27 protein-coding genes and 2 tRNA genes are annotated in these 19,505 nt (G+C 44.2%); 10 read left to right on the plus strand and 19 right to left on the minus strand.

Translation table 11 applies throughout. The annotated features are described in order from the left end of the window. Nucleotides 1-6 precede the first annotated feature (6 nt). The 7 genes from WQ57_RS17215 to WQ57_RS17245 form a co-directional block, all read right to left on the minus strand. Entirely contained in the window at nucleotides 7-1,062 is a 1,056-nt protein-coding gene (locus tag WQ57_RS17215; RefSeq protein WP_046525004.1) for a TRAP transporter substrate-binding protein, read from the minus strand. Nucleotides 1,063-1,086: 24 nt separating this feature from the next. Then, nucleotides 1,087-2,103 (minus strand): C-terminal binding protein, encoded by a 1,017-nt coding sequence (locus tag WQ57_RS17220; protein WP_046525005.1) that lies wholly within the window; start codon nucleotides 2,101-2,103, stop codon nucleotides 1,087-1,089. A 27-nt stretch (nucleotides 2,104-2,130) separates the two neighbouring features. Next, complete coding sequence (locus WQ57_RS17225) at nucleotides 2,131-3,405, minus strand: TRAP transporter large permease (protein ID WP_046525006.1); 1,275 nt, start codon at nucleotides 3,403-3,405, stop codon at nucleotides 2,131-2,133. 25 nt (nucleotides 3,406-3,430) lie between these two features. Next, a complete protein-coding gene (locus WQ57_RS17230) occupies nucleotides 3,431-4,009 on the minus strand; it encodes a TRAP transporter small permease (RefSeq protein ID WP_046525007.1) in 579 nt (192 codons plus the stop codon). A 12-nt stretch (nucleotides 4,010-4,021) separates the two neighbouring features. Further along, complete coding sequence (locus WQ57_RS17235) at nucleotides 4,022-5,056, minus strand: TRAP transporter substrate-binding protein (protein WP_046525008.1); 1,035 nt, start codon at nucleotides 5,054-5,056, stop codon at nucleotides 4,022-4,024. 230 nt (nucleotides 5,057-5,286) lie between these two features. After that, on the minus strand, nucleotides 5,287-5,934 hold the full coding sequence (locus WQ57_RS17240) for a bifunctional 4-hydroxy-2-oxoglutarate aldolase/2-dehydro-3-deoxy-phosphogluconate aldolase (RefSeq protein ID WP_046525009.1): 648 nt from the start codon (nucleotides 5,932-5,934) through the stop codon (nucleotides 5,287-5,289). Nucleotides 5,935-6,159: 225 nt separating this feature from the next. Beyond that, nucleotides 6,160-6,234: transfer RNA gene (locus WQ57_RS17245), tRNA-Gln, on the minus strand. 76 nt (nucleotides 6,235-6,310) lie between these two features. Between WQ57_RS17245 and WQ57_RS26745 the strand changes: the two genes are divergently transcribed. The 4 genes from WQ57_RS26745 to WQ57_RS17260 all read left to right on the plus strand — a co-directional run bounded on the left by WQ57_RS26745 (nucleotide 6,311) and on the right by WQ57_RS17260 (nucleotide 7,319). Further along, nucleotides 6,311-6,457, plus strand: a complete 147-nt coding sequence (locus WQ57_RS26745) for a hypothetical protein (RefSeq protein WP_156183172.1) — start codon at nucleotides 6,311-6,313, stop codon at nucleotides 6,455-6,457. A gap of 77 nt (nucleotides 6,458-6,534) precedes the next feature. Further along, nucleotides 6,535-6,732 (plus strand): hypothetical protein, encoded by a 198-nt coding sequence (locus WQ57_RS17250; protein ID WP_046525010.1) that lies wholly within the window; start codon nucleotides 6,535-6,537, stop codon nucleotides 6,730-6,732. Nucleotides 6,733-6,893: 161 nt separating this feature from the next. Next, on the plus strand, nucleotides 6,894-7,031 hold the full coding sequence (locus WQ57_RS26750; protein WP_156183173.1) for a hypothetical protein: 138 nt from the start codon (nucleotides 6,894-6,896) through the stop codon (nucleotides 7,029-7,031). Between the two features lie 108 nt (nucleotides 7,032-7,139). Next, on the plus strand, nucleotides 7,140-7,319 hold the full coding sequence (locus tag WQ57_RS17260; RefSeq protein ID WP_046525012.1) for a DUF7244 family protein: 180 nt from the start codon (nucleotides 7,140-7,142) through the stop codon (nucleotides 7,317-7,319). Nucleotides 7,320-7,391: 72 nt separating this feature from the next. On the opposite strand, the gene WQ57_RS17265 is transcribed toward WQ57_RS17260, so the two are convergent. Together WQ57_RS17265 and WQ57_RS17270 are read right to left on the minus strand one after the other, a co-directional pair. Continuing rightward, nucleotides 7,392-8,996, minus strand: a complete 1,605-nt coding sequence (locus tag WQ57_RS17265; protein WP_084820311.1) for a malate:quinone oxidoreductase — start codon at nucleotides 8,994-8,996, stop codon at nucleotides 7,392-7,394. Nucleotides 8,997-9,201: 205 nt separating this feature from the next. Beyond that, nucleotides 9,202-9,831: a nitroreductase family protein gene (locus tag WQ57_RS17270; protein ID WP_046525014.1), complete on the minus strand. Its 630-nt coding sequence runs from the start codon at nucleotides 9,829-9,831 to the stop codon at nucleotides 9,202-9,204. Nucleotides 9,832-9,967: 136 nt separating this feature from the next. On the opposite strand from WQ57_RS17270, the gene WQ57_RS17275 reads away from it, so the two are divergent. From WQ57_RS17275 to WQ57_RS17285, 3 genes are all read left to right on the plus strand, one after another. After that, the gene (locus WQ57_RS17275) at nucleotides 9,968-10,321 is read left to right on the plus strand and encodes a winged helix-turn-helix transcriptional regulator (protein WP_084820312.1); all 354 of its coding nucleotides are present in this window, start codon (nucleotides 9,968-9,970) and stop codon (nucleotides 10,319-10,321) included. A 42-nt stretch (nucleotides 10,322-10,363) separates the two neighbouring features. Beyond that, nucleotides 10,364-10,546: a hypothetical protein gene (locus WQ57_RS17280; RefSeq protein WP_046525015.1), complete on the plus strand. Its 183-nt coding sequence runs from the start codon at nucleotides 10,364-10,366 to the stop codon at nucleotides 10,544-10,546. A gap of 126 nt (nucleotides 10,547-10,672) precedes the next feature. Next, nucleotides 10,673-11,107, plus strand: coding sequence for a general stress protein (locus WQ57_RS17285; protein WP_046525016.1), 435 nt, complete (start codon nucleotides 10,673-10,675; stop codon nucleotides 11,105-11,107). 67 nt (nucleotides 11,108-11,174) lie between these two features. Here WQ57_RS17285 and WQ57_RS17290 read toward each other — a convergent pair whose 3' ends face one another. The 7 genes from WQ57_RS17290 to WQ57_RS25755 form a co-directional block, all read right to left on the minus strand. Then, the gene (locus WQ57_RS17290; protein WP_046525017.1) at nucleotides 11,175-11,444 is read right to left on the minus strand and encodes a hypothetical protein; all 270 of its coding nucleotides are present in this window, start codon (nucleotides 11,442-11,444) and stop codon (nucleotides 11,175-11,177) included. 41 nt (nucleotides 11,445-11,485) lie between these two features. Continuing rightward, a complete protein-coding gene (locus WQ57_RS17295) occupies nucleotides 11,486-12,277 on the minus strand; it encodes a class I SAM-dependent methyltransferase (RefSeq protein WP_046525018.1) in 792 nt (263 codons plus the stop codon). 12 nt (nucleotides 12,278-12,289) lie between these two features. Beyond that, complete coding sequence (locus tag WQ57_RS17300; RefSeq protein WP_046525040.1) at nucleotides 12,290-12,655, minus strand: nuclear transport factor 2 family protein; 366 nt, start codon at nucleotides 12,653-12,655, stop codon at nucleotides 12,290-12,292. Between the two features lie 63 nt (nucleotides 12,656-12,718). Continuing rightward, on the minus strand, nucleotides 12,719-13,072 hold the full coding sequence (locus tag WQ57_RS17305; RefSeq protein ID WP_046525019.1) for a DUF3221 domain-containing protein: 354 nt from the start codon (nucleotides 13,070-13,072) through the stop codon (nucleotides 12,719-12,721). Between the two features lie 95 nt (nucleotides 13,073-13,167). After that, a tRNA-Pro gene (locus WQ57_RS17310) sits at nucleotides 13,168-13,241 on the minus strand. A gap of 94 nt (nucleotides 13,242-13,335) precedes the next feature. Continuing rightward, nucleotides 13,336-13,821, minus strand: a complete 486-nt coding sequence (locus tag WQ57_RS17315) for a C40 family peptidase (protein ID WP_046525020.1) — start codon at nucleotides 13,819-13,821, stop codon at nucleotides 13,336-13,338. Between the two features lie 30 nt (nucleotides 13,822-13,851). Then, complete coding sequence (locus WQ57_RS25755) at nucleotides 13,852-14,751, minus strand: DL-endopeptidase inhibitor IseA family protein (protein ID WP_052948798.1); 900 nt, start codon at nucleotides 14,749-14,751, stop codon at nucleotides 13,852-13,854. A gap of 706 nt (nucleotides 14,752-15,457) precedes the next feature. Here WQ57_RS25755 and WQ57_RS17325 point away from each other — a divergent pair. Both WQ57_RS17325 and WQ57_RS17330 read left to right on the plus strand, forming a co-directional pair. Next, nucleotides 15,458-15,973: a hypothetical protein gene (locus tag WQ57_RS17325; RefSeq protein ID WP_046525021.1), complete on the plus strand. Its 516-nt coding sequence runs from the start codon at nucleotides 15,458-15,460 to the stop codon at nucleotides 15,971-15,973. Between the two features lie 116 nt (nucleotides 15,974-16,089). Continuing rightward, nucleotides 16,090-16,272, plus strand: a complete 183-nt coding sequence (locus WQ57_RS17330; RefSeq protein ID WP_046525022.1) for a hypothetical protein — start codon at nucleotides 16,090-16,092, stop codon at nucleotides 16,270-16,272. Between the two features lie 6 nt (nucleotides 16,273-16,278). On the opposite strand, the gene WQ57_RS17335 is transcribed toward WQ57_RS17330, so the two are convergent. Both WQ57_RS17335 and WQ57_RS17340 read right to left on the minus strand, forming a co-directional pair. Then, on the minus strand, nucleotides 16,279-16,527 hold the full coding sequence (locus WQ57_RS17335; protein WP_046525023.1) for a hypothetical protein: 249 nt from the start codon (nucleotides 16,525-16,527) through the stop codon (nucleotides 16,279-16,281). Then, nucleotides 16,527-17,738 carry a hypothetical protein gene (locus WQ57_RS17340; protein WP_046525024.1) on the minus strand — a complete coding sequence of 404 codons (1,212 nt, stop codon included), beginning with the start codon at nucleotides 17,736-17,738 and terminating at the stop codon, nucleotides 16,527-16,529. The genes WQ57_RS17335 and WQ57_RS17340 overlap by 1 nt, the downstream gene beginning before the upstream one ends. Nucleotides 17,739-17,938: 200 nt before the next feature. Between WQ57_RS17340 and WQ57_RS17345 the strand changes: the two genes are divergently transcribed. Continuing rightward, a complete protein-coding gene (locus WQ57_RS17345; RefSeq protein ID WP_046525025.1) occupies nucleotides 17,939-18,784 on the plus strand; it encodes an MBL fold metallo-hydrolase in 846 nt (281 codons plus the stop codon). Nucleotides 18,785-18,950: 166 nt separating this feature from the next. On the opposite strand, the gene WQ57_RS17350 is transcribed toward WQ57_RS17345, so the two are convergent. After that, on the minus strand, nucleotides 18,951-19,418 hold the full coding sequence (locus WQ57_RS17350) for a DUF3291 domain-containing protein (protein WP_046525026.1): 468 nt from the start codon (nucleotides 19,416-19,418) through the stop codon (nucleotides 18,951-18,953). Nucleotides 19,419-19,505 lie beyond the last annotated feature (87 nt).

Consider the following 19,505-nt stretch of genomic DNA (forward strand, 5'->3'; position numbering starts at 1 on the left):
TTGTTGCTAATTGCGAACCTTTTCGATTTCAGCCATCAGCTCATCCACCAATTCTTGCCCGAATTTCTCGGCGTATTGATCGGTGACAGGCTGGATGATTTCCTTCATTTTCGCTTTTTCTTCATCGGTTACTTCATTTACGTTTGTTCCTGCCGCCTTCAGCTCTTCCACCGCTTTGGCGTCTTCCGTACGGCTAAGCTCGCGCTGGTATTTACCTGCTTCTACCGCCGCATCCTTAAGGATCGTTTGTTCCTCCTCGGATAAACCGTCCCAGAACTTTTTGCTCACCAGGAAGACAAAAGGAGTATATACATGCCTTGTTAGGCTTAAATATTCTTGAACTTCGTTAAATTTGTTCGACTTTATGGTTGCAAGTGGATTTTCCTGGCCATCGACCGTTTTGCTTTCGAGGGCGGTGAAGACCTCGGAAAAAGCCATCGGTGTAGGATTGGCTCCAAGTGTTTTGAAGGCCTCCAGATGTACTTCGTTTTGCATGGTTCTAATTTTCAGACCCGAAAAATCTTCTGCCGTTTTGACAGGACGCTTGCTGTTGGTCAGCTGGCGAAACCCGTTTTCCCAAAAGCCTAGCCCAATAAGTCCGTGCTCCGGCAGCTTATCGAGAAGCTTTTGGCCCACCGGACCATCAAGCACGGCATCTGCCTCTTCTGGTGTATTAAACAGGAAAGGAAAGTCCAAAATTCCGTATTCCTTCACCATTCCAACAAGTGGTGAAGTAGAAGGAATGGTAATTTCCTGAAGCCCTCCCTGCAAAGCTTCGGTCATTTTTTGATCATCTCCAAGAGAAGCTGCGTAAAATGGCTTTACATTCAGCTTGCCGCCGCTCTTTTCCGCCACGATTTCACTGAATTTTTTTAGACCAAGGCCCTGCGGATGATCTTCATTCAATCCGATTCCCGCTTTGATTGTCCGCTCCTGTATCCCTTCCGCGCCGGCTTTACTGTCTGCCCCCGTAGTGTCTGTAGAAGCCGATCCGCAGGCCGAAAGCAGCAGCATTCCTGGCAAGATAATTCCAATCCCCATTTTTTTCAGCAAGCTTTTCATGTTTTTCCCCCTCCTAATTTTTTATCAATATCTTCCTGAACCAACGCCATTTCCAAGTCTTGCTATATTTTTCACATCATGGTTCACGAGGTACTTGGGATATTCTTTGTGAATGAGAACATCTGCTACACCACTTGCCACTTTTACCCTCATCTCGGCTTCCGCTTCCTCAGAATACCAGGCAACGTGCGGAGTGAGAATGACGTTCTCCATCTTTAAAAACGGATGGTTCTCTCCAATGGGCTCAACCTCAGTGACATCCAGCGCTGCACCTGAAACCTGCCCATTGTTGAGCGCTTCTATCAAGGCGGCTTCATCAATCACTGGACCTCTTGCGGTATTAATAATAAGAGGAGACTTTTTCATCCTGGCAAACTGTTCCTTACCCAGCATTCCTTTCGTTGATGGAGTAAGCGGGGCGTGGACGGAAATGATATCCGACTGTTCAGCCAATGTGCCGAGCGATACAAGGGTCACCCCCTTTCTCCTTGCTTCCTCAGCTGGAAAGAAAGGATCGGCGGCGATGACATGCATGCCAAGCGGCTTCACCTTTTCCGCAAGGGATTGGGGAATTTTCCCGAACCCAACAAGGCCAAGCGTTTTATCCCTCAACCGGTGAATCGGCCTTGTTATTTTGAAGTCCCAATGCCCAGCCTTGACATGCTGATTGGCAACAACGACTTTTCTGGTCCAGGAAAGAAGGAGAGCCAAGGCATGATCCGACACCTCATCCATGCAGTAATCCGGCACATTGGCAACACAAATCCCTTTTTCACTGGCGGCCTCAAGGTCGATTGTATTGACTCCGACTCCATATCTGGCAATCACTTTGCAATTCCTCAAGGACTCTATCACCCGTTTGCTTAAAGGGGCATACTGATTCAGGATGCCATCAGCATCCCTGCAGGCCTCGATGACTTCATCCTCAGTCCGGCAGTTTGCGCCCACAAGTTCAATTTCTTGAAAGGCGTTCAACACACTTTCTTCAAATCTCAAATCCTCAAACTCCCAATCTGTCACAACAACTTTTATTTTGGCCAACTTGGCCACCTCCCGAAAATAGATTGGTTATGTCAGAAGCTTCAACGGCACAGTAACAATCGAAGGGAATAATATCAGTAAAATGAGGACAATGATATGGACCAGTACAAACGGCCATATTCCCCTTGTCAATGCGCCAATATTAATCCTGCTGATTCCGCAGCCTACATACAGAACCGTGCCGACCGGCGGGGTAATCAATCCGATGCAAAGATTGATGATCATGATAATTCCGAAATAGACAGGGTCAATTCCAGCCAGCTTTGCAAGAGGAAGAAACACCGGTGTAAAAATCAGAAGAGCCGGCGTAAGATCCATTACAAGCCCTACCGCCAATAGAATCAAATTGATGAAAAGCATCAGCATTAACGGATTCTCAACCAGTCCGCCTAGAGCAGCGGCCATCTGTCCCGGAACATCGGCAACCGTAATCAGCCACGCAGAAACCATCGCTGCTGCCGCGACGAACATGACAACCGCGGTGGTTTTAGCGGAAGCCACAAGCACATGGCTCAAATCTTTCAATTCCAATTCCCTGTAGACCGCCACTCCCACGAATAAGGCATAGAAGGCGGCAACCACAGCAGCTTCCGTTGGAGTGAAAATTCCGCCTCTCAGGCCGCCGATGATAATGACTGGAAGAAGCAAAGCCCAGCTGGCCTGCCTGATCGACTCCATGATTTCCCTGCGAGTTTGCCGCTTTGGCAGTTCGCTTTTATCTTTTCTTGCGATGAATGACCATGCGGTGATTAATCCCACGCCCATCATAATCCCGGGAACGATTCCGCCCATAAAAAGCTGGGTGATGGAAACACCTGCTGTCACCCCGTAGATAATCATCGGGATGCTTGGCGGAATGACCGGTGCAATAATACCGGAGGCACATATCAAGCCTGTTGAACGGTTGACATCATAGCCTCTGGCAATCATCATCGGAATCAATATAGCGCCCAAGGCTGCTGTGTCCGCTACCGCGGATCCCGAAAGGCCTGCAAACAAAATACTTGCGATGATGGCCACATATCCCAGCCCGCCCCGGATGTGCCCGACAAGAGACATAGCAAATCCGACAATACGTTTGGAGATTCCGCCAGCGTTCATAAGTTCTCCCGCGAGTACAAAGAATGGGATTGCCATCAGCGAGAAGTTATTGGCACCATTAATCAGGTTTTGGGCGACAATTTGTGCATCCATCATATCCAGTGCAAACATGATGGCAACACCTGCCAAAATCAGGGCAAACGCAATAGGCACTCCAAGCGCCAGTGAACCGAATAGTGATCCTAAAAAAACACCAACCATTGTTCCTCCTCCTTTTTCATCCTGATTAACCGCTGATTTTTCCCGACTGAATGTTCGTTTGCTTGTTCAGTTCCTGGGCCTGCAGCTCTCCCTTGATTATTTCGTCCGTAGTGGAGACCATTGTCAGGTTTGCATCTTCTTTCCCCATCAGGTTCTGCACCATCCGGATAATGATGATGCCAGCCATCGACAGGCTTGTTAAAATACCAATTCCGTAAAGATAAGAGAGCGGAAGACCCGTGGCCGGGGCGGTACTGTTCATATTCAACAAGGTCATTTTCCAGCTTCCAACCAGAAGGAGATATAAAACATATAAAACGAGAAGATTGCTAATCACATAAGCGATTTTCCTTAGCTTTGGCGGAAGCGCGTTGGTGACAATGTCTACCCCAAGGTGCATATTGTCCTTCAAGGCGGCGATAGCGCCGAGAAAGACCATCCAGACGAACAAAAACCTCGACATTTCCTCCGACCATGTAATCCCGGAGTTAAATGCATAACGGAGAATCACATTTCCAAAAACCAGGAGAGACATGAAGGCCAGGGATAAAGCAATGGTCCCGTTCAAAAATTTATTTAGTATATTGGCGGCAGTCTTTAGCATTTCCATTCCTCCTTACTTGGCTTCTGCTTTGATCCTCTCAACCAGTTCTTTGGCCCAAGGATTCTGTTTAAATATGTCTTCATACAAAGGCTGGGCCGCATTTTCCATTTCCTTGGCAAACTCTTCTGAAGGAGTGGTAAATTTGACGTTATGTTCTTCAAGGAATTTTTTATCTTCTTCATAGCTCTTTTCCAGCAATTCAAATTCGTACTCTGCCGCTTCTTTGGAGGCCTTTTCAACGATCTCCTGCTGCTCCTTCGTCAATCCTTCCCAAAACTTGCTGTTAATGATGTACACGTTTGGGCTGAACATATGCTTCGACTCGAGGACATCACTCTGGACTTCATACCAGCCTGAAGCCTTTAACGTAGCGATTGGATTGTCCTGCCCATCTACTACCTTCTGCTCAAGGGCGCTAAATACTTCCGAGATCGGCAGAGGTGTTACATTGGCTCCCAGCAGTTTTCCTAGAGTAATATAGTTTGGGATATTGGGCATCCTGATACGTAACCCATCGAAATCATCCAGGTTTTCAAGGGTCCTGTTTGAAGAGAACATCCTGAATCCGTTCGCACTCCAGGCTAGTGGTTTTACTCCATGCTGAGTTTCCAGGTCAGCCGTTAATTCTTCCCCGATCGGGCCGTTCAAAACAGCTTTCACATGCTCAAAATCCTTGAACAGGAATGGCCACTCAGGCACCGCCATTTTGGGAATATCGGCCTGCATGATCAAGCCGGGGATCCCCATTTCAATCGTTCCGTTCCTTACCCCGTCATAAAATTCTTTTTCGGCACCCAGTGTGCTGTTAGGGAAAATCTGGACCTTAAGGCTGCCGCTTGATTCCTCTTCCACTATTGTTTTGAACTTCTCTTTCAGGGCCACGTTTTGAGGATGATCCTCAGCGAAATAATGAGCTACTTTTATCGTCTTGGCAGGTTCCCCTCCTGATGCTTTTTCTGATCCCGCGGTCTCGGAGCTACCGCAGCCAGCAAGAAGAACGGTGGCACCAAGAACAATACCTGCTGTTGTGGTCATAAATTTTTTCATTTTCACAACTCCTTTTTAAAAAATGTAAGCGGTATCATTATTGGGTGAAAATTATAAGGTGCTACTCATGAAGTTTTATATTATAAAACTAAGTTTTGGTGCAAGTGGTTTAAAAAAACCAGGATTATCGGTTTTATAATACAAAACTATGTATGATGATTTAAAATCTACCGCCTAATCACATAATAATATTTAGTTTTCTGACTTGTCAATAAAATTTGAATTATTTTTCACCTCATCAACCTTCCCTCTTTTACTCTTTTCACAAACTGCTCTGCAAGCCGGGATAATTCCTCCCATTTTTGGTCCTCAATCAAATCCTTCCGTACCAGAGACCCGCCAACCCCTACCGCCACTGAACCCGCCTGGATGAAAGCCTTTGTATTTGACAACTGCACTCCTCCAGTTGGCATCATTTTGACATGGCCCAGGGGAGCACGCACCTGCTTAATAAAATCCGGCCCCAGGGTGCTTGCGGGAAATACCTTTACCACGTCCGCTCCCCATTCGTGAGCCTGTAAAATTTCCGTTGGCGTAAACACTCCCGGGATAACGATTTTTTCTAGTCCCTTTGCTGACTCAATGGTTTCCCGTTTTAGTGTTGGTGCAAAAATAAATTCTGCGCCTGCCTCGATTGCCTGCTGTGCGCTTTTGCCATCGAGAACAGTTCCCGCTCCAATAACAGCCTTATGGCCAAACCTTGCTGAGGCTTCCTGGATCGTACCAAGAACATCTTCTGAATCCATCGTTATCTCTATTCCCGTCACTCCGCCAGACACAAGAGAGGACACTACATTCATTGTTTTTTTTCGCTCGACTCTGCGCACAACCGCTACCACCCCGGATTTTAACAACTTGCTAAGCATATTGTTATCCATGCAAATACCTCCGCCTATTTTTTTCATGAGTTTACCTTCGCCGTTATCGTTTTAATTTCCTTTAAAGTCAAACTTCTTTTTCCATGCCTTTTGCTAAGCAGAAAAAAAGACCTGCCCCAAAAATATATTTATATAATTTATACCTCATACTGCCATAATTATATGGGATGTGTGATGTGCATTAAAAAACGCCCGTCTCAGAAGAAGACGGGCGTTCTTTATGTATGGCTGGGCTAGCAGGATTCGAACCTACGAATGACGGAGTCAAAGTCCGTTGCCTTACCGCTTGGCGATAACCCAATGTAGGAATAGTTTATCTCCTGCCATTAAATAATATTCATTAAAAAACCCCATCCTACTAATGGAGGTGATAACGATGAAAATTGAGACTCCTGTTACATTTTCCGGAAAAGTTCTCGATAAGAGAAATGATCTTACAGGACCTGCAAATGAGGAAAAACGCGGATACCCACATCTTCCTAAAGATGTATCGATTCAGGAACTGGGACGTAAAGACTCCTGACGCTAAGTGCACTTCCTTCCTGGTTAAAATTTAACTATGTAAATCAAACAGAGAACATCTTTGAAGGAGCGTTTTTTATGAATCAAGAAACAAGAGTGGCTACCGAGCTACAAAAAATGATGACATGGAACTTAGTACCGGTCTCAGTTCAAGAGGATATTAACGAGATTTGTGATAGTTTAAAAAATGGATCTGTTACCCTCGAAGAGCTGGAACACCGAGATCCTTTTGTGGTAGAAGTCATTCACAAAGCGATGAATCAAATGTCGGTTTAAATTCCAAAGGTGCTTTTGACAAGAAGAGGGAAATGAATCCCTCTTCTGCCTTCATCGTGACTTATTCTATCTTGAGCTACCTAACTAAAAGTGATTTTATTCCCCTCAAACAGCACCCAATCACCACCAGCCAAAAATACACTTTGGAAAGGATGGATAAAATGCAGCATCGTCAGCATGCACACAATCAGATCATCTATGTGACCAATTCGGCCTACGATGAGCTTCAGAACAATAGAAATGAAAAAAAAGCAGCATCCAGGGAAACAGAAAAAACTGGCAGGCTAAATAATGGGTGAACATTATCAATCGGCTTTTCTGTCCATTTTTAAAGCGAGGAAAAACAGTCATAAAAAAAGCCTTACAGGCGAATTCTATAGCAAGAAATTTTTCCGGGAGGCTTTAGCATGAAAAAGGTCCTTTGCACGAACAACGAAGGCTATGAAATGGAATTCGTGGTAGGAGAGGAATATGAAGTCGAGAAAGAGCTGGATACCACATATATTCTGATCAATAAACTTGGAAACAAGCATTCCGTTTTCAAAAAAGATTTTGAACCAGTTGAAGATGGTGGAAAACAGGCCTAAAACCGACTCTAAATAATAAAACCTTCAATCTGAAATGGATTGAAGGTTTTTTGACGTCGTTATCACTTATTTCTAAGCATTGATGTAAGCCGGTTCTTTGCCGCCCAGACCGAGCGCTTGCTCAGTTGATGTGTGCACCTTTTCAAATAGCGCAGGATTGTCCGATAGCGACACACCGTAAGAAGGAATCATTTCCTGTATTTTTGACTGCCACTTGAACATATTTTCCGGGAAGCATCTTTCCAATACTTCAAGCATGACGTGGACAGCAGTTGAAGCGCCCGGAGAAGCTCCAAGAAGGGCTGCAACCGAACCATCCGAAGCTGTTACAACTTCCGTACCAAACTGAAGTGTTCCTTTTCCGGCCTCTGTATCCTTGATAACCTGCACACGCTGGCCTGCCGTCACGACATCCCAATCCTCACTCTTGGCATTCGGGATAAACTCGCGTAGTTCTTCCATTCGCTGCTCATTAGACAGCATAACCTGCTGAATCAGGTACTTGGTCAACGCCATCTCTTTGACGCCTGCGGCCAGCATGGTGATCACATTATTCGGCTTTACAGAACCAATTAAATCAAGGTTTGATCCGGTTTTAAGGAATTTAGGCGAAAAGCCGGCAAATGGCCCGAACAGCAACGTTTTTTTGTTGTCGATAAATCTTGTATCAAGATGCGGAACGCTCATTGGCGGAGCGCCCACCTTCGCTTTACCGTAAACTTTCGCATGATGCTGTTCAGCAACCTCCGGATTCTTGCAGACCATGAATAGTCCGCTTACAGGGAAACCGCCAATATGCCTGGATTCAGGGATTCCTGTTTTTTGAAGCAGCGGCAAGCTTCCCCCGCCTCCGCCGATAAAAACAAATTTGGCTGTATGCCGCTCAATATTTCCGGTAGCCATATTCCAGATTTTCAATTCCCACAACCCGTCGCTTGTGCGCTGGATGTCCTCTACTTGATGCCGGTAATTGACTTCGACATTCTGCCGCTCAAGATGTTCAAACAGCATGCGGGTTAACGCCCCGAAGTTCACGTCGGTTCCGGAATCGATTTTGGTGGCCGCGATTGGTTCATTGACGCTGCGGCCTTCCATGATGAGCGGAACCCATTCCTTAAGTTTTTCAGGGTCCTCGGTGTATTCCATTCCCTTAAACAATGGATTTTTTGTTAGCGCTTTAAAACGATTTTTAAGGAACTGAACATTCTTTTCCCCCTCAACAAAACTCATATGAGGGATGGGCATGATAAAATCCTGCGGATTGGAAATCAGGTTCGAGTTGACCAGATACGACCAAAACTGCCTTGAAACCTGAAACTGTTCGTTCACCTTTACCGCTTTGTTAATATCGATGGAACCGTCCTCTTTTTCGGTCGTATAATTCAGCTCGCAAAGCGCAGCATGCCCCGTCCCTGCATTGTTCCATTCATTGGAGCTTTCTTCTCCTGCCTTTTCCAGTTTCTCAAACACTTTGATTTCCCATTCTGGTGCTAACTCTTTCAGTAATGATCCCAAAGTCGCGCTCATGACTCCGGCACCAATTAAAATGATGTCTGTTTTCTTCGTCATATTGCTCATGATAACCTTCCTTTGCAAAAGAGTAGGTGCTCCGTCTAAGGTGTGAATAAGCAAGTCCGTTTCATGGAACGCACCTTTTCCTGTCTTCTTAAATTTCATCTCTCATATTCTATTATAATAATTTTTTGACTAAAATATCTACTATTATGATAATTTTAAGTTTTTTAAAGTTGTTAAATTGTATTTTCCCTTTTTATAGAAATGCTAATCCCGATTGAATTTGTGGCTCAGGTTCATCTTTCGTTTCCCTCCTAACGGACACAAAAAAAGCCCAATCCTTTTTGGATTGAGCTAGGCTGATCTATTAAACAAATTCCACGATGTCTTTCAATGGGATGCGTGTGGTTTTAAAGGCTGGTGCTGCAGCTTTTCCTATCGCAAGCAGAAGCACTGGCATATAACGGTCGGATACCTGGAACTTTTCCATGAATTTTTGTTTGTCAAATCCACCCATTGGGACCGTGTCATACCCTTTTGCTTTCGCAAGCAGCATAATCTGCATCGTGACAAGGCCGGTATCAAAGGAAGCAATATTCTTCCGGATTTCTTCCGGCAATGAACCATACAGCGAATGGGAATTATCAATCATGCGCTGCATGTTAGCTTCATCCATATAGCCCGCTTCATAGTTGCTGCGGTACACCTTCTCGATGTTTTGGTACATTTCTTTATCTGCCAATACGGCAATCACTGCTGAAGAGGTTTCAACCTGCTCCTGATTATTCGCAATTTGGCGAAGCTCTTTCTTTGTCTCCTGGTCATCGATGACGATAAAACGCCAAGGCTGAAGATTGCTTGAAGAAGGAGCCTGGATGGCATCTTCCAGTATTTCTTCGATTTCCTGGCGGGAAATGGTGAAATTCGGGTCATATTTACGTACAGACTGGCGTTCCCTAATCACACTGGTTATGTTTTCTGCTGTGCTCGTTGACATGTTTGTTCCTCCCTAGACTAAATAACTTATGAATAGTAAGTTCGTCAATTAGCTTACTATTGGTAAGTTAATCAGTCAAGTGAGGAGGCTTGTGTTATAATAAGAAAACAGATTTAAGAACAAGCGGGGTTTTTAGATGAAAAAGACCGATACAGATTGTAATCATCAAAGCCAAGATCTCGAGGGCATCTGCCATGATTTCCATGGGACCATTGAATTTATCGGCAAAAGATGGATGGGAATCATTATCTATCAATTGCTGAATGGACCTAAGCGCTTTTCGGAACTGACAGAAAACATTCCTGGCATTTCCGACAGGCTGCTCACCGAGCGGCTGAGGGAACTGGAGAAGGAAGGTTTGATAATAAAAGCTATGATTCCTTCGCAAAAAAAAGCACATTATGAATTGACCCCTGCCGGCAGGGAGCTTGAAACAGTAATATCATCCATCTTGAATTGGATTAGAATAAAGCAGAAACTATCGAACTAGGCAGGAACTTATTTTCTTTTTTATAGAGGAGTGGATTATCAAGTGAAAAAAGAATTAGGAAGAAACATTCTGGGTGCCGTTTTTTGTTTATTGCTGTTTACGGCCGGTATGATTTTTGTTGAGCAAACATGGTTTTTCATTCTCATCGGGATTGCAGGCCTGGCTGGATTCTCTTTTTTTATTTATCGCCTAGTCCTTGGCACACTGAGAATAAACGGTAGGTAGAAAAGCAGAACAAACTCCCCTATCGAAAGCTTCCCTAAAATTAGTGTGAAATAGTTAAATAAGCACATAAAAAGGGCTAAAAAACTGCTAGAAAGGGTAAGCATCCATAGTGAGGAGGTTATAGTTATGAAAGATCAAGTGATTGGTGTATATGAAAATGAAAAACTAGCGGCAGAGGCCGTTGAAAAGTTAAAAACGAGAGGCTATGCAGCCGAAGAAATTTCCGTCATTGCTAAAAACAAAGATGGGGATTCTGAAATCACAAAGGAAGTTGAGCCTTCCGCTATGGATGGAGCCATTGCTGGAGCGGCAACCGGAGGAGCCCTCGGCATGGCAGGGATGATCGTTGGATTGCCGGCTGTCCTGGTTCCTGGCCTTGGCGCTGTATTGGCTGCAGGCCCTATTATTACGATGCTTGGAGGGGCGATGGTCGGAGCCAATTCCGGATCCGGGGGATTGCTGCCTGCTCTTAAAGATATTGGACTCTCTGATGAAGATGCAGAGCGCTACACGAAAGATGTTGAGGCTGGAAAAATACTCGTATTTCTCCAGCCTAAATAATAAAATCGGCCTGATGACACTTTCATCAGGCCGAACTCCATTTCGCTTTTATTCCAACAAAACATTATCAACCCTTAACCTTAGATACCTTACTCCAAGTATAAAGAATAATCCAGCATAGAACGGCTCCAGCCATAAGGCTGAAAACGACATAAAACGGAGAACCTTGTACAACTCCGAATGCCACTTCACTTTGAAGGACCACGACGCTGTCCCATTCGTTTGAAAGATCAGGTTCGTAGTTTTTGGTTAGTATGTAGCCTGTTAACAGAGTAATTGCTATATAAAATAGATGGATGAGGAAAGAAGCAGCGAACGCTTTTCTAACCATCTTCATGTTTAATACACCTTTTGGATATTAGGTATATCGCATACATATTACGGGACGATTGGGCTGAACCAGCTTGACTGACTTTCCACGCCCGCCTTTCTCAGCTTAAAAACGATAAAATCAGCACATCGGAAATCCTCTTCAAAGGTAGGATGTTTTTTCAGCATTTCTTGTGATGGTGTAGGTTCAACGATCCTTTCCAATGAAAATCCAGATTTTATCATCGTATTGATATAGGTTGTGAGCGTCCGGTGGAATAGGACCATCTTTCCAAGCTTTTGCTCGTAAGCTCCTTCATAAAAATATTGGTCGACATTCCAATGGAGCTTGTCACCGCTATCATTCTTCTCCCAGCCGCTTTCAGGCGTAATAAAACAAGGGTGAAGAATAGACATCACAAAGCAGCCTCCAGGGACGAGCACCCTGTAAATTTCTTTTAAAGCACTCTCTACATTGGCGAGGTCCTGCAGCACCATGTTCGAGACAGCCAAATCGAAAAGACCGTCATTGAACAGGTCAAGATGTTCCAGATTTCCATGGCGAAAATCGATATCCATCTGATCAGGCGTTCGTTCCATGGCAATTTCAAGCATTCTTGGCGCAAAATCCACTGCGGTCACTGTAGCACCTTGTTTGGCCATCAGCCTGCTCAGGTACCCCTCGCCGCAGCCGGCATCCAGCACTCTTTTCCCTTTCACGTCCCCCATCAGTTCAAAAAGGACTGAATTCAGAAAGACCTCTTTATGAATGTCCCCGTTTTCAGTGTGATGGGAAGCATATGTATCAGCGAAACCATCCCACCGTTTAATTGCCTCTTTCGTACCTATTGCAGTGTTCATCATTTCTTCCCCCTATGTATTCTGGCATGGAGCCTCTGTTTTTGTTCCCTGGTGGAAAACCATTTTCCAGGTGTCTCCCTCAAGTCTCCAGATGGAACTTCTCAGTGAATGCTGCTTTGTTATTTCATTAAAAATGCGGTAGGTGGCCAGCACAATTCCATCACTTAGCGGGTGAATGTCAAACTCGCTCAACTGCATCCTGACCTCCCCGATTCCCCCTTCATCAATTCCATCCCGGTACAGCATCCGTCCTGAACTGCCAATCTCAAAAAATTTCTGTGACAAAAGCTGGGTCAATTCTTTTTTTGACGCGCGTACCTCCGGTGACAGCAGCTTCTCTTCAAGCGTATGCAAATGGTCTTTCAACGAAGAATTCATGCTCACTTCCACTCTCTCCAATTCCTGCAAAATTTGACATTGTGCTTTATCTGGCAAATGCCTTTAGTCCATGGCCTGAAGCTTTTCTATTTTCTTTGCCTTTGCCTGTGCCGGATAGGATTCTGCTACTTCACCTGTAAGGACTGCTGACACTTTATCGCCTTTCTCAAATCTTTCTGCCAGGCTGTAAGACAGGTAAATAAGGCCAGGGACCATTGATTGGGATATCAAGTCATCTATTGGGATATCTTTAATTTCGTTATATTGGCTTTCTGTTAGATTTTCAGCCAGAAGGATCTGCCCTTTTTCCACGTATATAATATAGCCTTCCGTTTCGCTCGTATCCTCGTTTAAGGAACAGCCAATCAAACTTGGGAATAAAAACACCATGATCCATAAAGCAGCAGCCCGCTTCAAGGTTCTTCCTACTTATAAATTCTTGATAAAGGGTCAAAGTTTTTTGTTTTCCCGATAAAAAAAGCCTACCAAAATAGGCAGGCTTCTGGATGTAATCGGGACGACAGGAATTGAACCTGCGACCCCTAGCACCCCATGCTAGTGCTCTACCAAGCTGAGCTACGTCCCGATACCCTTATTAAACCAAATGGTCAGGAAAATGGGAAGAGGAAACTTTACATTATTTTCTTGTCAGCTTGGTTTTTTATATTTGGCTTGCTCGACTATTCCTTTAAAACCCGTTTTGCCCCAACATAGCGGTCCTTCCAATATTTTGTGTTAAGCGATTGGTATCTGACACCATTGGAGGTGGCTGCCAAAAACTGCCCTTTGCCATCATAAATGCCAACAAAAGATACATTCTTTCCATCTGTTTTGAAGAACACCAGATCCCCCTGCTTCAGCTGTGACTTTTTCACGGACTTTCCTTTTAAATACTGTTCTTTGGAGGTACGTGGGAGCTTTATTTTTGCAGCTGAGGTTTTAAACACATATTGAGTGTAGCCGGAGGCATCAAATCCCTGCTTTGGATTGGTTCCTCCCCATTTATACTTCGTGCCAATGTAACGCTTCGCTACCTCTACCACTTCCTGCCCCCATGAAACCGATGCCTCTGCTTTAGGCATGGAACTGAACAAGAGAGCCAAGACAACTATTACCGCCGACAGAATGATGAAAATGTTTTTTTGCAAACGAACTGACATACTCATTTTGATTCCTCCATTCATTTTTTTTACCAACTATTTCTTTAAAAGTTGTCTTGCAGTTCCGGCACTTTCGATTTTAAATTCCATTTCCCCAGTTGGCTGAATCAGGAAATACATTTGATTTATTCCCTTTGTTAAGCTACCTTCATAGCCGCTTTCCAGTTCTACGTAAAACCTTGCTTCATATTCGACCTGTGAGCTGTTTCTGGCCACTTCATTCAAACTTCTCACTTCCAACTTGGTGATTCCTTTTTTGAACTCGTCAACGGGAAAGCTTTCCCGGTCAATGAACTGGTCTTTCGAAACCTCTGCATCGACCAATAGATAATGGAAGAAAACGAAGGCTGGGTTGATGTTGAACGGAATGTCTAGATCAAGGGATGGCTCTTTGCTAATCCGCCAGCCGCTGCTTTTTAGATTCTGGTATTCGGCAATATAGGTCTGCCTTTCGCCTGTTTCCCCAACCGGTACGAATAACCTGTATACCGCGGATTGTTTTTCTTCCCTGACTAATTCAGCTTCAGCCTGTTCCCAGTTCAACAAGGAGCCCCCATCTGCTTCAAGCTGTGCAAGTTTCCCTATATGAAGAATCAGACCCTGTGCCTTGATAAAATTCTCTGCGGCTTTCTCTGTCAGCGAGTTAGCCATGTACTTCATCAACTCTTTGTGGGTGTCTATATCAGCAGCCAGGTAACGGTACGTTTGACCTTTATGGGTAAAAGTCCTGTATTCTCCTTCTTGGTAGTCTCCTCCTCGTTGGACATAGGCGGATGCAGCCGCAAAATCCGCCGCAACTTGAACCGCCATTTCATTGCTCAATACCTTGACCATTTGGGCATTTTCACTTTTTACCTGGGCCAATACCTCCGTGTTCATTAGCACCGGACTGCCCAGCATCGACAGGGCCAAACCCGCAAACATTACTTTTCTCATTGTTCCTTTCCTCCAATTTGTTTTGGCTTATATCTGTATAATAAAGTCAAATCAAAGCCAACAAGTTAAGGAATGGTAAAGGAAAAGTAGAAGAATGGTAACGAATGGTTACAAAAAAGTAAAAGGTGTGGGGACATGAGTGCGGGAAATAGTGTCAGAACCCAAAATCAGCTGGTCTCTGTGAAAAAAGGCATTGAGACGTAGGGTCAGAACCAAAAATCAGCTGGTCCCTCCAAAAAGAGGCATTGAGATGCAGTGTCAGTACCCAAAATGAGCCGGTCCCTCCCAAAAAAGGCATTGAGATGCGCTGTCAGTACCCAAAATGAGCCGCCCCCTCCAAAAAGTGGTCCTGAGACGCAGTGTCAGTACCCAAAATGAGCCGTCCCCTCCAAAAAGAGGCATTGAGATGCAGTGTCAGTACCCAAAATGAGCCGCCCCCTCCAAAAAGTGGTCCTGAGATGCGCTGTCAGTACCCAAAATGAGCCGGTCCCTCCAAAAAGTGGTCCTGAGATGCGCTGTCAGTACCCAAAATGAGCCGGTCCCTGCGAAAACAGGCATTGACACGAGGTGGCAAGCGCAAATCTGAACATCCTCCCTTTCAAAAGAAGGAATTTCTGGTTGAATTGTAGAACCTCTGAACATAAACATAAAGTATGCTGTCGAAATTGGCGACATGGGATAGATGACTTTTGTTGAGGGGGACCTGATGAAAAAAACATTATATGGTTTTGGAATTTCAACGATTTTAGTGGTTGGCATAGCCTGGTTTTTAAATTTTGCAATCCATAATGGGCAATTTACAAAGTGGAGCCACACATCATTAGTGAAGGGACTTTTTAAAGATGAGAAGGCTTATTATGTAGATTATCTTTTTCATTGGGAAGGTTTCGGCAACCCAACCCTTCAGAAGGTGGAATTTATAAAAACGAATGGAGATATTTTGGCGAAAGATGATGATCACTTTCGGATAGAAACGTATATATCCAACCAGCAGCGCGGGAGTTTTGATGAAGAAAGTGCAATTAATGAGGGAATTACTGATGAGCTGCTTCAAGTGAAAGGCTATAAAGTGGAAGGCGAATTTAGTTTGGCATTAATAGCCGAGCTGATGGATCAGGAAACCGATATTGACATAGCCACTGTAAGAATCGCTTACAAAAAGTTTGGGAAAACACAATTTCAAAACATTCCTTTTGACGATGGGCTAATTTCGGAGGAATGAATCGACCAGCCCACCCACTATCCTTGAGGAAGCTTTTAAGTAATAATAATCATTCAATATTCCGGCGGCAAATGAATATTATAAAAATAAGTACATAACGAATTCTGGAGGTTTATATGGAGATGGATACTTCGATCGGGAATATTGAACGGAGCTATAAAGAAATGAAAACCCTGCAGGAGATTGACAGGAACCGCAGGAATGCGATTCTGAAGCAAAGCGAAGACGTCCTCTTTCGGCTGGATGGTTTAATTGATATGATCCACAGTCATTTGCCAAACAAAAACCCTTCTCGGTGAGAAGGGTTATTTCTTTAGCAATTCAAACAAGGAATTGAATTTTGCATCGATTTCTTCCTGATGCTGGATAATATGTTTTCTTTCGTTTTCAAGCATGGCTTTCACAGCCTGGCCTCTGGGGCTAAGTTTATGTTGGTCGATGGAGATGAGATGCTCTGTTCCTTTTTTATGAAGCTTCACTTTCCTTGGCTTTCGCATATGCTGGAGTCTCTTGGAGGGAACATGTACATTCTCGATTTTTAATTGATTGCCCATTACCTCTCTCCTCCTTTTTCAACATCAACATGATGAACTTTATATTGCAAATGCAGGTGCAGCCGGATAATTTCATATATGTTTTTACTAATTATAGCATCTTCCTTCACAATATTCTCGTCTGTTGTCAAATATTTCATTCTTGCAGCCAGTTCCTCGTTTACTTCATACTTGATAATCCAGGTAAGCCCATTTGCTACTGCCACTTTGAAACATGCCGCCTTGCTTTTCTGGTAATACGTGAAGGAATGGGGACTGAAATACAATCGGATTACCGGTTCGTCCGAATGGCTGTCGACCTCAATCTGCTTGCTGGCTCCAGGAATCGTGTTAGGCTCAATCCGGACCGCATGAGACTGCCCTTTTTGCAGTTCATAAATCGAATACCGGGGACTAATCAATCCAAAATCAAGCTCAAAATTCCGGTAATCATTCTTGACCATTGCTTCAGCCGCCCTGACAAAATTCCTCTGGAAAACATCGAGTAATTCATTGAGTCCCTGTTTTTCCGAGTTGAACACCAACAGCTGTTTTTTCTGCTCCTCATAATCTGCCTTTAGCTTGTATAGTTCCATCGCGACCAATTCGAGAATCTCGGAGCTGGATGCTTGCAGTACATATTCTTCAAATTGCTGAAACTGGAAATATTCCCTTGTAAATGGCTCAATCAGACTGTATTCATTTGGATTCGCTTTATAGTAGAGCCCCAGATTAAAAAGCGGATGGTTCCAGTCTTTCATCTGGGAACGCGCCTTTGGTATGTTCCATAAATGCAAAACCGTATATAAGACGATGTAAAAAGGAATGAAGATGAGCAGAAACCCGCCAATTTTCCCTAGCACATCCTCCACTTTGCTTTCTCCGTTATTTGTAATGATACCCTCAAGCAGTTCATTTTTAACCAAAATGGTTCCTTCCAGAAACGCCGCTACATCATCTATAGCACTTCCAAGAAAAAAAATGCCGATTGCTCCTGCTAGATAATGCAGGATTTTAATCAGGCTCCCATGCTTTAATGACCCCATCGCCAATCTTGCCGGATTCCTTATATAGAGGTCAAATCGATAGTTGTCCCAATCAGGATCCTCCTTGGCTTGGTAAAACCTGTCTACCATAGGCTGAAAATTACGGGACAGCAATTGCAGTTTTGACTGGATGGTCAGTCTGTTTTGTTCACCTTTTCCGGTATTGGTTTCATTGGATCCGGCCATTTAAACACCCTATCCTCTGGTATTGTTTTCCTTCTCTTTCCATTTTAATAAAAAAACGGGATAGGCTCAATATGCTGAAATGACCATATTGTTTAGGAAGCAATGGGAGTGGATGACCGCAAATGACAAAAATTTGCGCTAGTTATTTAAAAAAGCGCGGGAATCATAATTACGTATGACGTTTTAGGGAGGAGTTACTGATGGACAAACAAATGAATTACGGCAGCGATTATAAATATATTCCGGCTACGTCCGTGGGAAGCGGTACAGGTATCCAGGTTTTGCCTGACCTGTTTTGCTACACGGTACAGATTGTCAATATTCACATGGTTGGGGACCCTAATTCCAATAATTTTGTTTTGGTTGATGCAGGGATGCCTGATTCAGCGGAGGAAATCATTTCAGCTGTTGAAAACCGGTTTGGCGAAAACAGCCGTCCAAAAGCGATCATTTTAACTCACGGACATTTCGACCATGTAGGAGCAGTAATAGAACTTGTGAAACGATGGGAAGTATCAGTGTACGCACACGAATTGGAACTGCCTTTTCTGACAGGACAACAAAGCTATCCTGATCCCGACCCAACGGTTGAAGGTGGCATGGTGGCCAAAATGTCACCCATGTTCCCAACTGAACCAATAAACCTCGGTAACAACGTAAAACCACTGCCGGCTGATGGGACTGTTCCTGAAATGACAGGTTTCAAATGGATCCACACTCCAGGACACACTCCAGGCCATGTTTCCTTGTTCAGGGGAAGCGACGGGGCATTGATTGCCGGAGATGCCTTTGTTACTGTAAAGCAGGAATATCTATATAAAGTCTTGACACAGGAACAGGAAATCAGCGGTCCGCCGCGCTATTTGACAACAGACTGGAAAGCGGCAAAAGAATCCGTCCTGAAATTGGCTGCACTTAAGCCAACAGCCGCCATTACCGGACATGGATTGCCAATGTTAGGGCAACTGCTGACAGACCGCCTCGAAAAATTGGCTAACAACTTTGATGACATCGCCAAGCCTGAATATGGGAAGTATGTGAACTGAGGAACCGAGAAGGCAGGAACAGCTTTATTGTATAAAAACTCCCCCTGCTTTTATAGCATCCGGGGGGTTTTTGCCGATAGCGGATTGTTTTTATTCTATCATGTCACTTTTACTTTTAGAATGTTACTGCCCCGTTGTTTAAAGTAGCTTTTCTCCCCTGCTGGTCCTACTTCATTTGGCACACCACCCCGTTTTCATCAAATGGAGTCTTAAAATCAAAACCATAAGGAGTGGGTCCATTTTCAACATAATAATGGTACCTTTTGAAAGCCTCCTGCCATGACACATCCTTGAGCTGCTTTGTCCACCACACGACATAAGAAAGGTGTTTTTCTTGGTAAGGCTCCATCCATTTGCTTCTATCCTGCAGTGCCTGCCTATGGTTGCCTGAATAGGTAAACCGATATAAGGATGAAAGACTTTTCCAGACTGTTAAGGTAATAACAGGAAAACCATTCCCCTTCATGGCCTCTTCAGGAAAAGGAACTCCTTCTGCCGAAAAGGCCTCCACTAGTTGTCCTGATTTAGTCGCCTGCCGAAATACTTCGTCTCCTGCTTGATAAAAATCACGAGAGGCCGGGTGGTCATAGGGGTGGTTGAGTCTGCCAACCGTATAGATTGAAACCAGTGCCATAGATAAACCCTCCATCTGCTTTTAATATTTATATATATTCCAGTAAGACGCGGGCTTATCACTTATTTAATTCTTGTCCATTTGTGG

Origin of the sequence: Mesobacillus campisalis (assembly GCF_000986785.1) — a bacterium.
GTDB classification, from domain to species: Bacteria; Bacillota; Bacilli; order Bacillales; family Cytobacillaceae; genus Mesobacillus_B; species Mesobacillus_B campisalis.

Excerpts from the sequence above, each read along its gene's own strand:
- WQ57_RS17215 (WP_046525004.1), bottom strand. The coding sequence starts at position 1,062 with ATGAAAAGCTTGCTGAAAAAAATGGGGATTGGAATTATCTTGCCAGGA.
- WQ57_RS17225 (WP_046525006.1), bottom strand. The coding sequence starts at position 3,405 with ATGGTTGGTGTTTTTTTAGGATCACTATTCGGTTCACTGGCGCTTGGA.
- WQ57_RS17230 (WP_046525007.1), bottom strand. The coding sequence starts at position 4,009 with ATGCTAAAGACTGCCGCCAATATACTAAATAAATTTTTGAACGGGACC.
- WQ57_RS17235 (WP_046525008.1), bottom strand. The coding sequence starts at position 5,056 with ATGAAAAAATTTATGACCACAACAGCAGGTATTGTTCTTGGTGCCACC.
- WQ57_RS17240 (WP_046525009.1), bottom strand. The coding sequence starts at position 5,934 with ATGGATAACAATATGCTTAGCAAGTTGTTAAAATCCGGGGTGGTAGCG.
- WQ57_RS26745 (WP_156183172.1), top strand. The coding sequence starts at position 6,311 with ATGAAAATTGAGACTCCTGTTACATTTTCCGGAAAAGTTCTCGATAAG.
- WQ57_RS17250 (WP_046525010.1), top strand. The coding sequence starts at position 6,535 with ATGAATCAAGAAACAAGAGTGGCTACCGAGCTACAAAAAATGATGACA.
- WQ57_RS26750 (WP_156183173.1), top strand. The coding sequence starts at position 6,894 with ATGCAGCATCGTCAGCATGCACACAATCAGATCATCTATGTGACCAAT.
- WQ57_RS17260 (WP_046525012.1), top strand. The coding sequence starts at position 7,140 with ATGAAAAAGGTCCTTTGCACGAACAACGAAGGCTATGAAATGGAATTC.
- WQ57_RS17265 (WP_084820311.1), bottom strand. The coding sequence starts at position 8,996 with ATGAAATTTAAGAAGACAGGAAAAGGTGCGTTCCATGAAACGGACTTG.
- WQ57_RS17270 (WP_046525014.1), bottom strand. The coding sequence starts at position 9,831 with ATGTCAACGAGCACAGCAGAAAACATAACCAGTGTGATTAGGGAACGC.
- WQ57_RS17275 (WP_084820312.1), top strand. The coding sequence starts at position 9,968 with ATGAAAAAGACCGATACAGATTGTAATCATCAAAGCCAAGATCTCGAG.
- WQ57_RS17285 (WP_046525016.1), top strand. The coding sequence starts at position 10,673 with ATGAAAGATCAAGTGATTGGTGTATATGAAAATGAAAAACTAGCGGCA.
- WQ57_RS17290 (WP_046525017.1), bottom strand. The coding sequence starts at position 11,444 with ATGAAGATGGTTAGAAAAGCGTTCGCTGCTTCTTTCCTCATCCATCTA.
- WQ57_RS17295 (WP_046525018.1), bottom strand. The coding sequence starts at position 12,277 with ATGAACACTGCAATAGGTACGAAAGAGGCAATTAAACGGTGGGATGGT.
- WQ57_RS17300 (WP_046525040.1), bottom strand. The coding sequence starts at position 12,655 with ATGAATTCTTCGTTGAAAGACCATTTGCATACGCTTGAAGAGAAGCTG.
- WQ57_RS17315 (WP_046525020.1), bottom strand. The coding sequence starts at position 13,821 with ATGAGTATGTCAGTTCGTTTGCAAAAAAACATTTTCATCATTCTGTCG.
- WQ57_RS25755 (WP_052948798.1), bottom strand. The coding sequence starts at position 14,751 with ATGAGAAAAGTAATGTTTGCGGGTTTGGCCCTGTCGATGCTGGGCAGT.
- WQ57_RS17325 (WP_046525021.1), top strand. The coding sequence starts at position 15,458 with ATGAAAAAAACATTATATGGTTTTGGAATTTCAACGATTTTAGTGGTT.
- WQ57_RS17330 (WP_046525022.1), top strand. The coding sequence starts at position 16,090 with ATGGAGATGGATACTTCGATCGGGAATATTGAACGGAGCTATAAAGAA.
- WQ57_RS17335 (WP_046525023.1), bottom strand. The coding sequence starts at position 16,527 with ATGGGCAATCAATTAAAAATCGAGAATGTACATGTTCCCTCCAAGAGA.
- WQ57_RS17340 (WP_046525024.1), bottom strand. The coding sequence starts at position 17,738 with ATGGCCGGATCCAATGAAACCAATACCGGAAAAGGTGAACAAAACAGA.
- WQ57_RS17345 (WP_046525025.1), top strand. The coding sequence starts at position 17,939 with ATGGACAAACAAATGAATTACGGCAGCGATTATAAATATATTCCGGCT.
- WQ57_RS17350 (WP_046525026.1), bottom strand. The coding sequence starts at position 19,418 with ATGGCACTGGTTTCAATCTATACGGTTGGCAGACTCAACCACCCCTAT.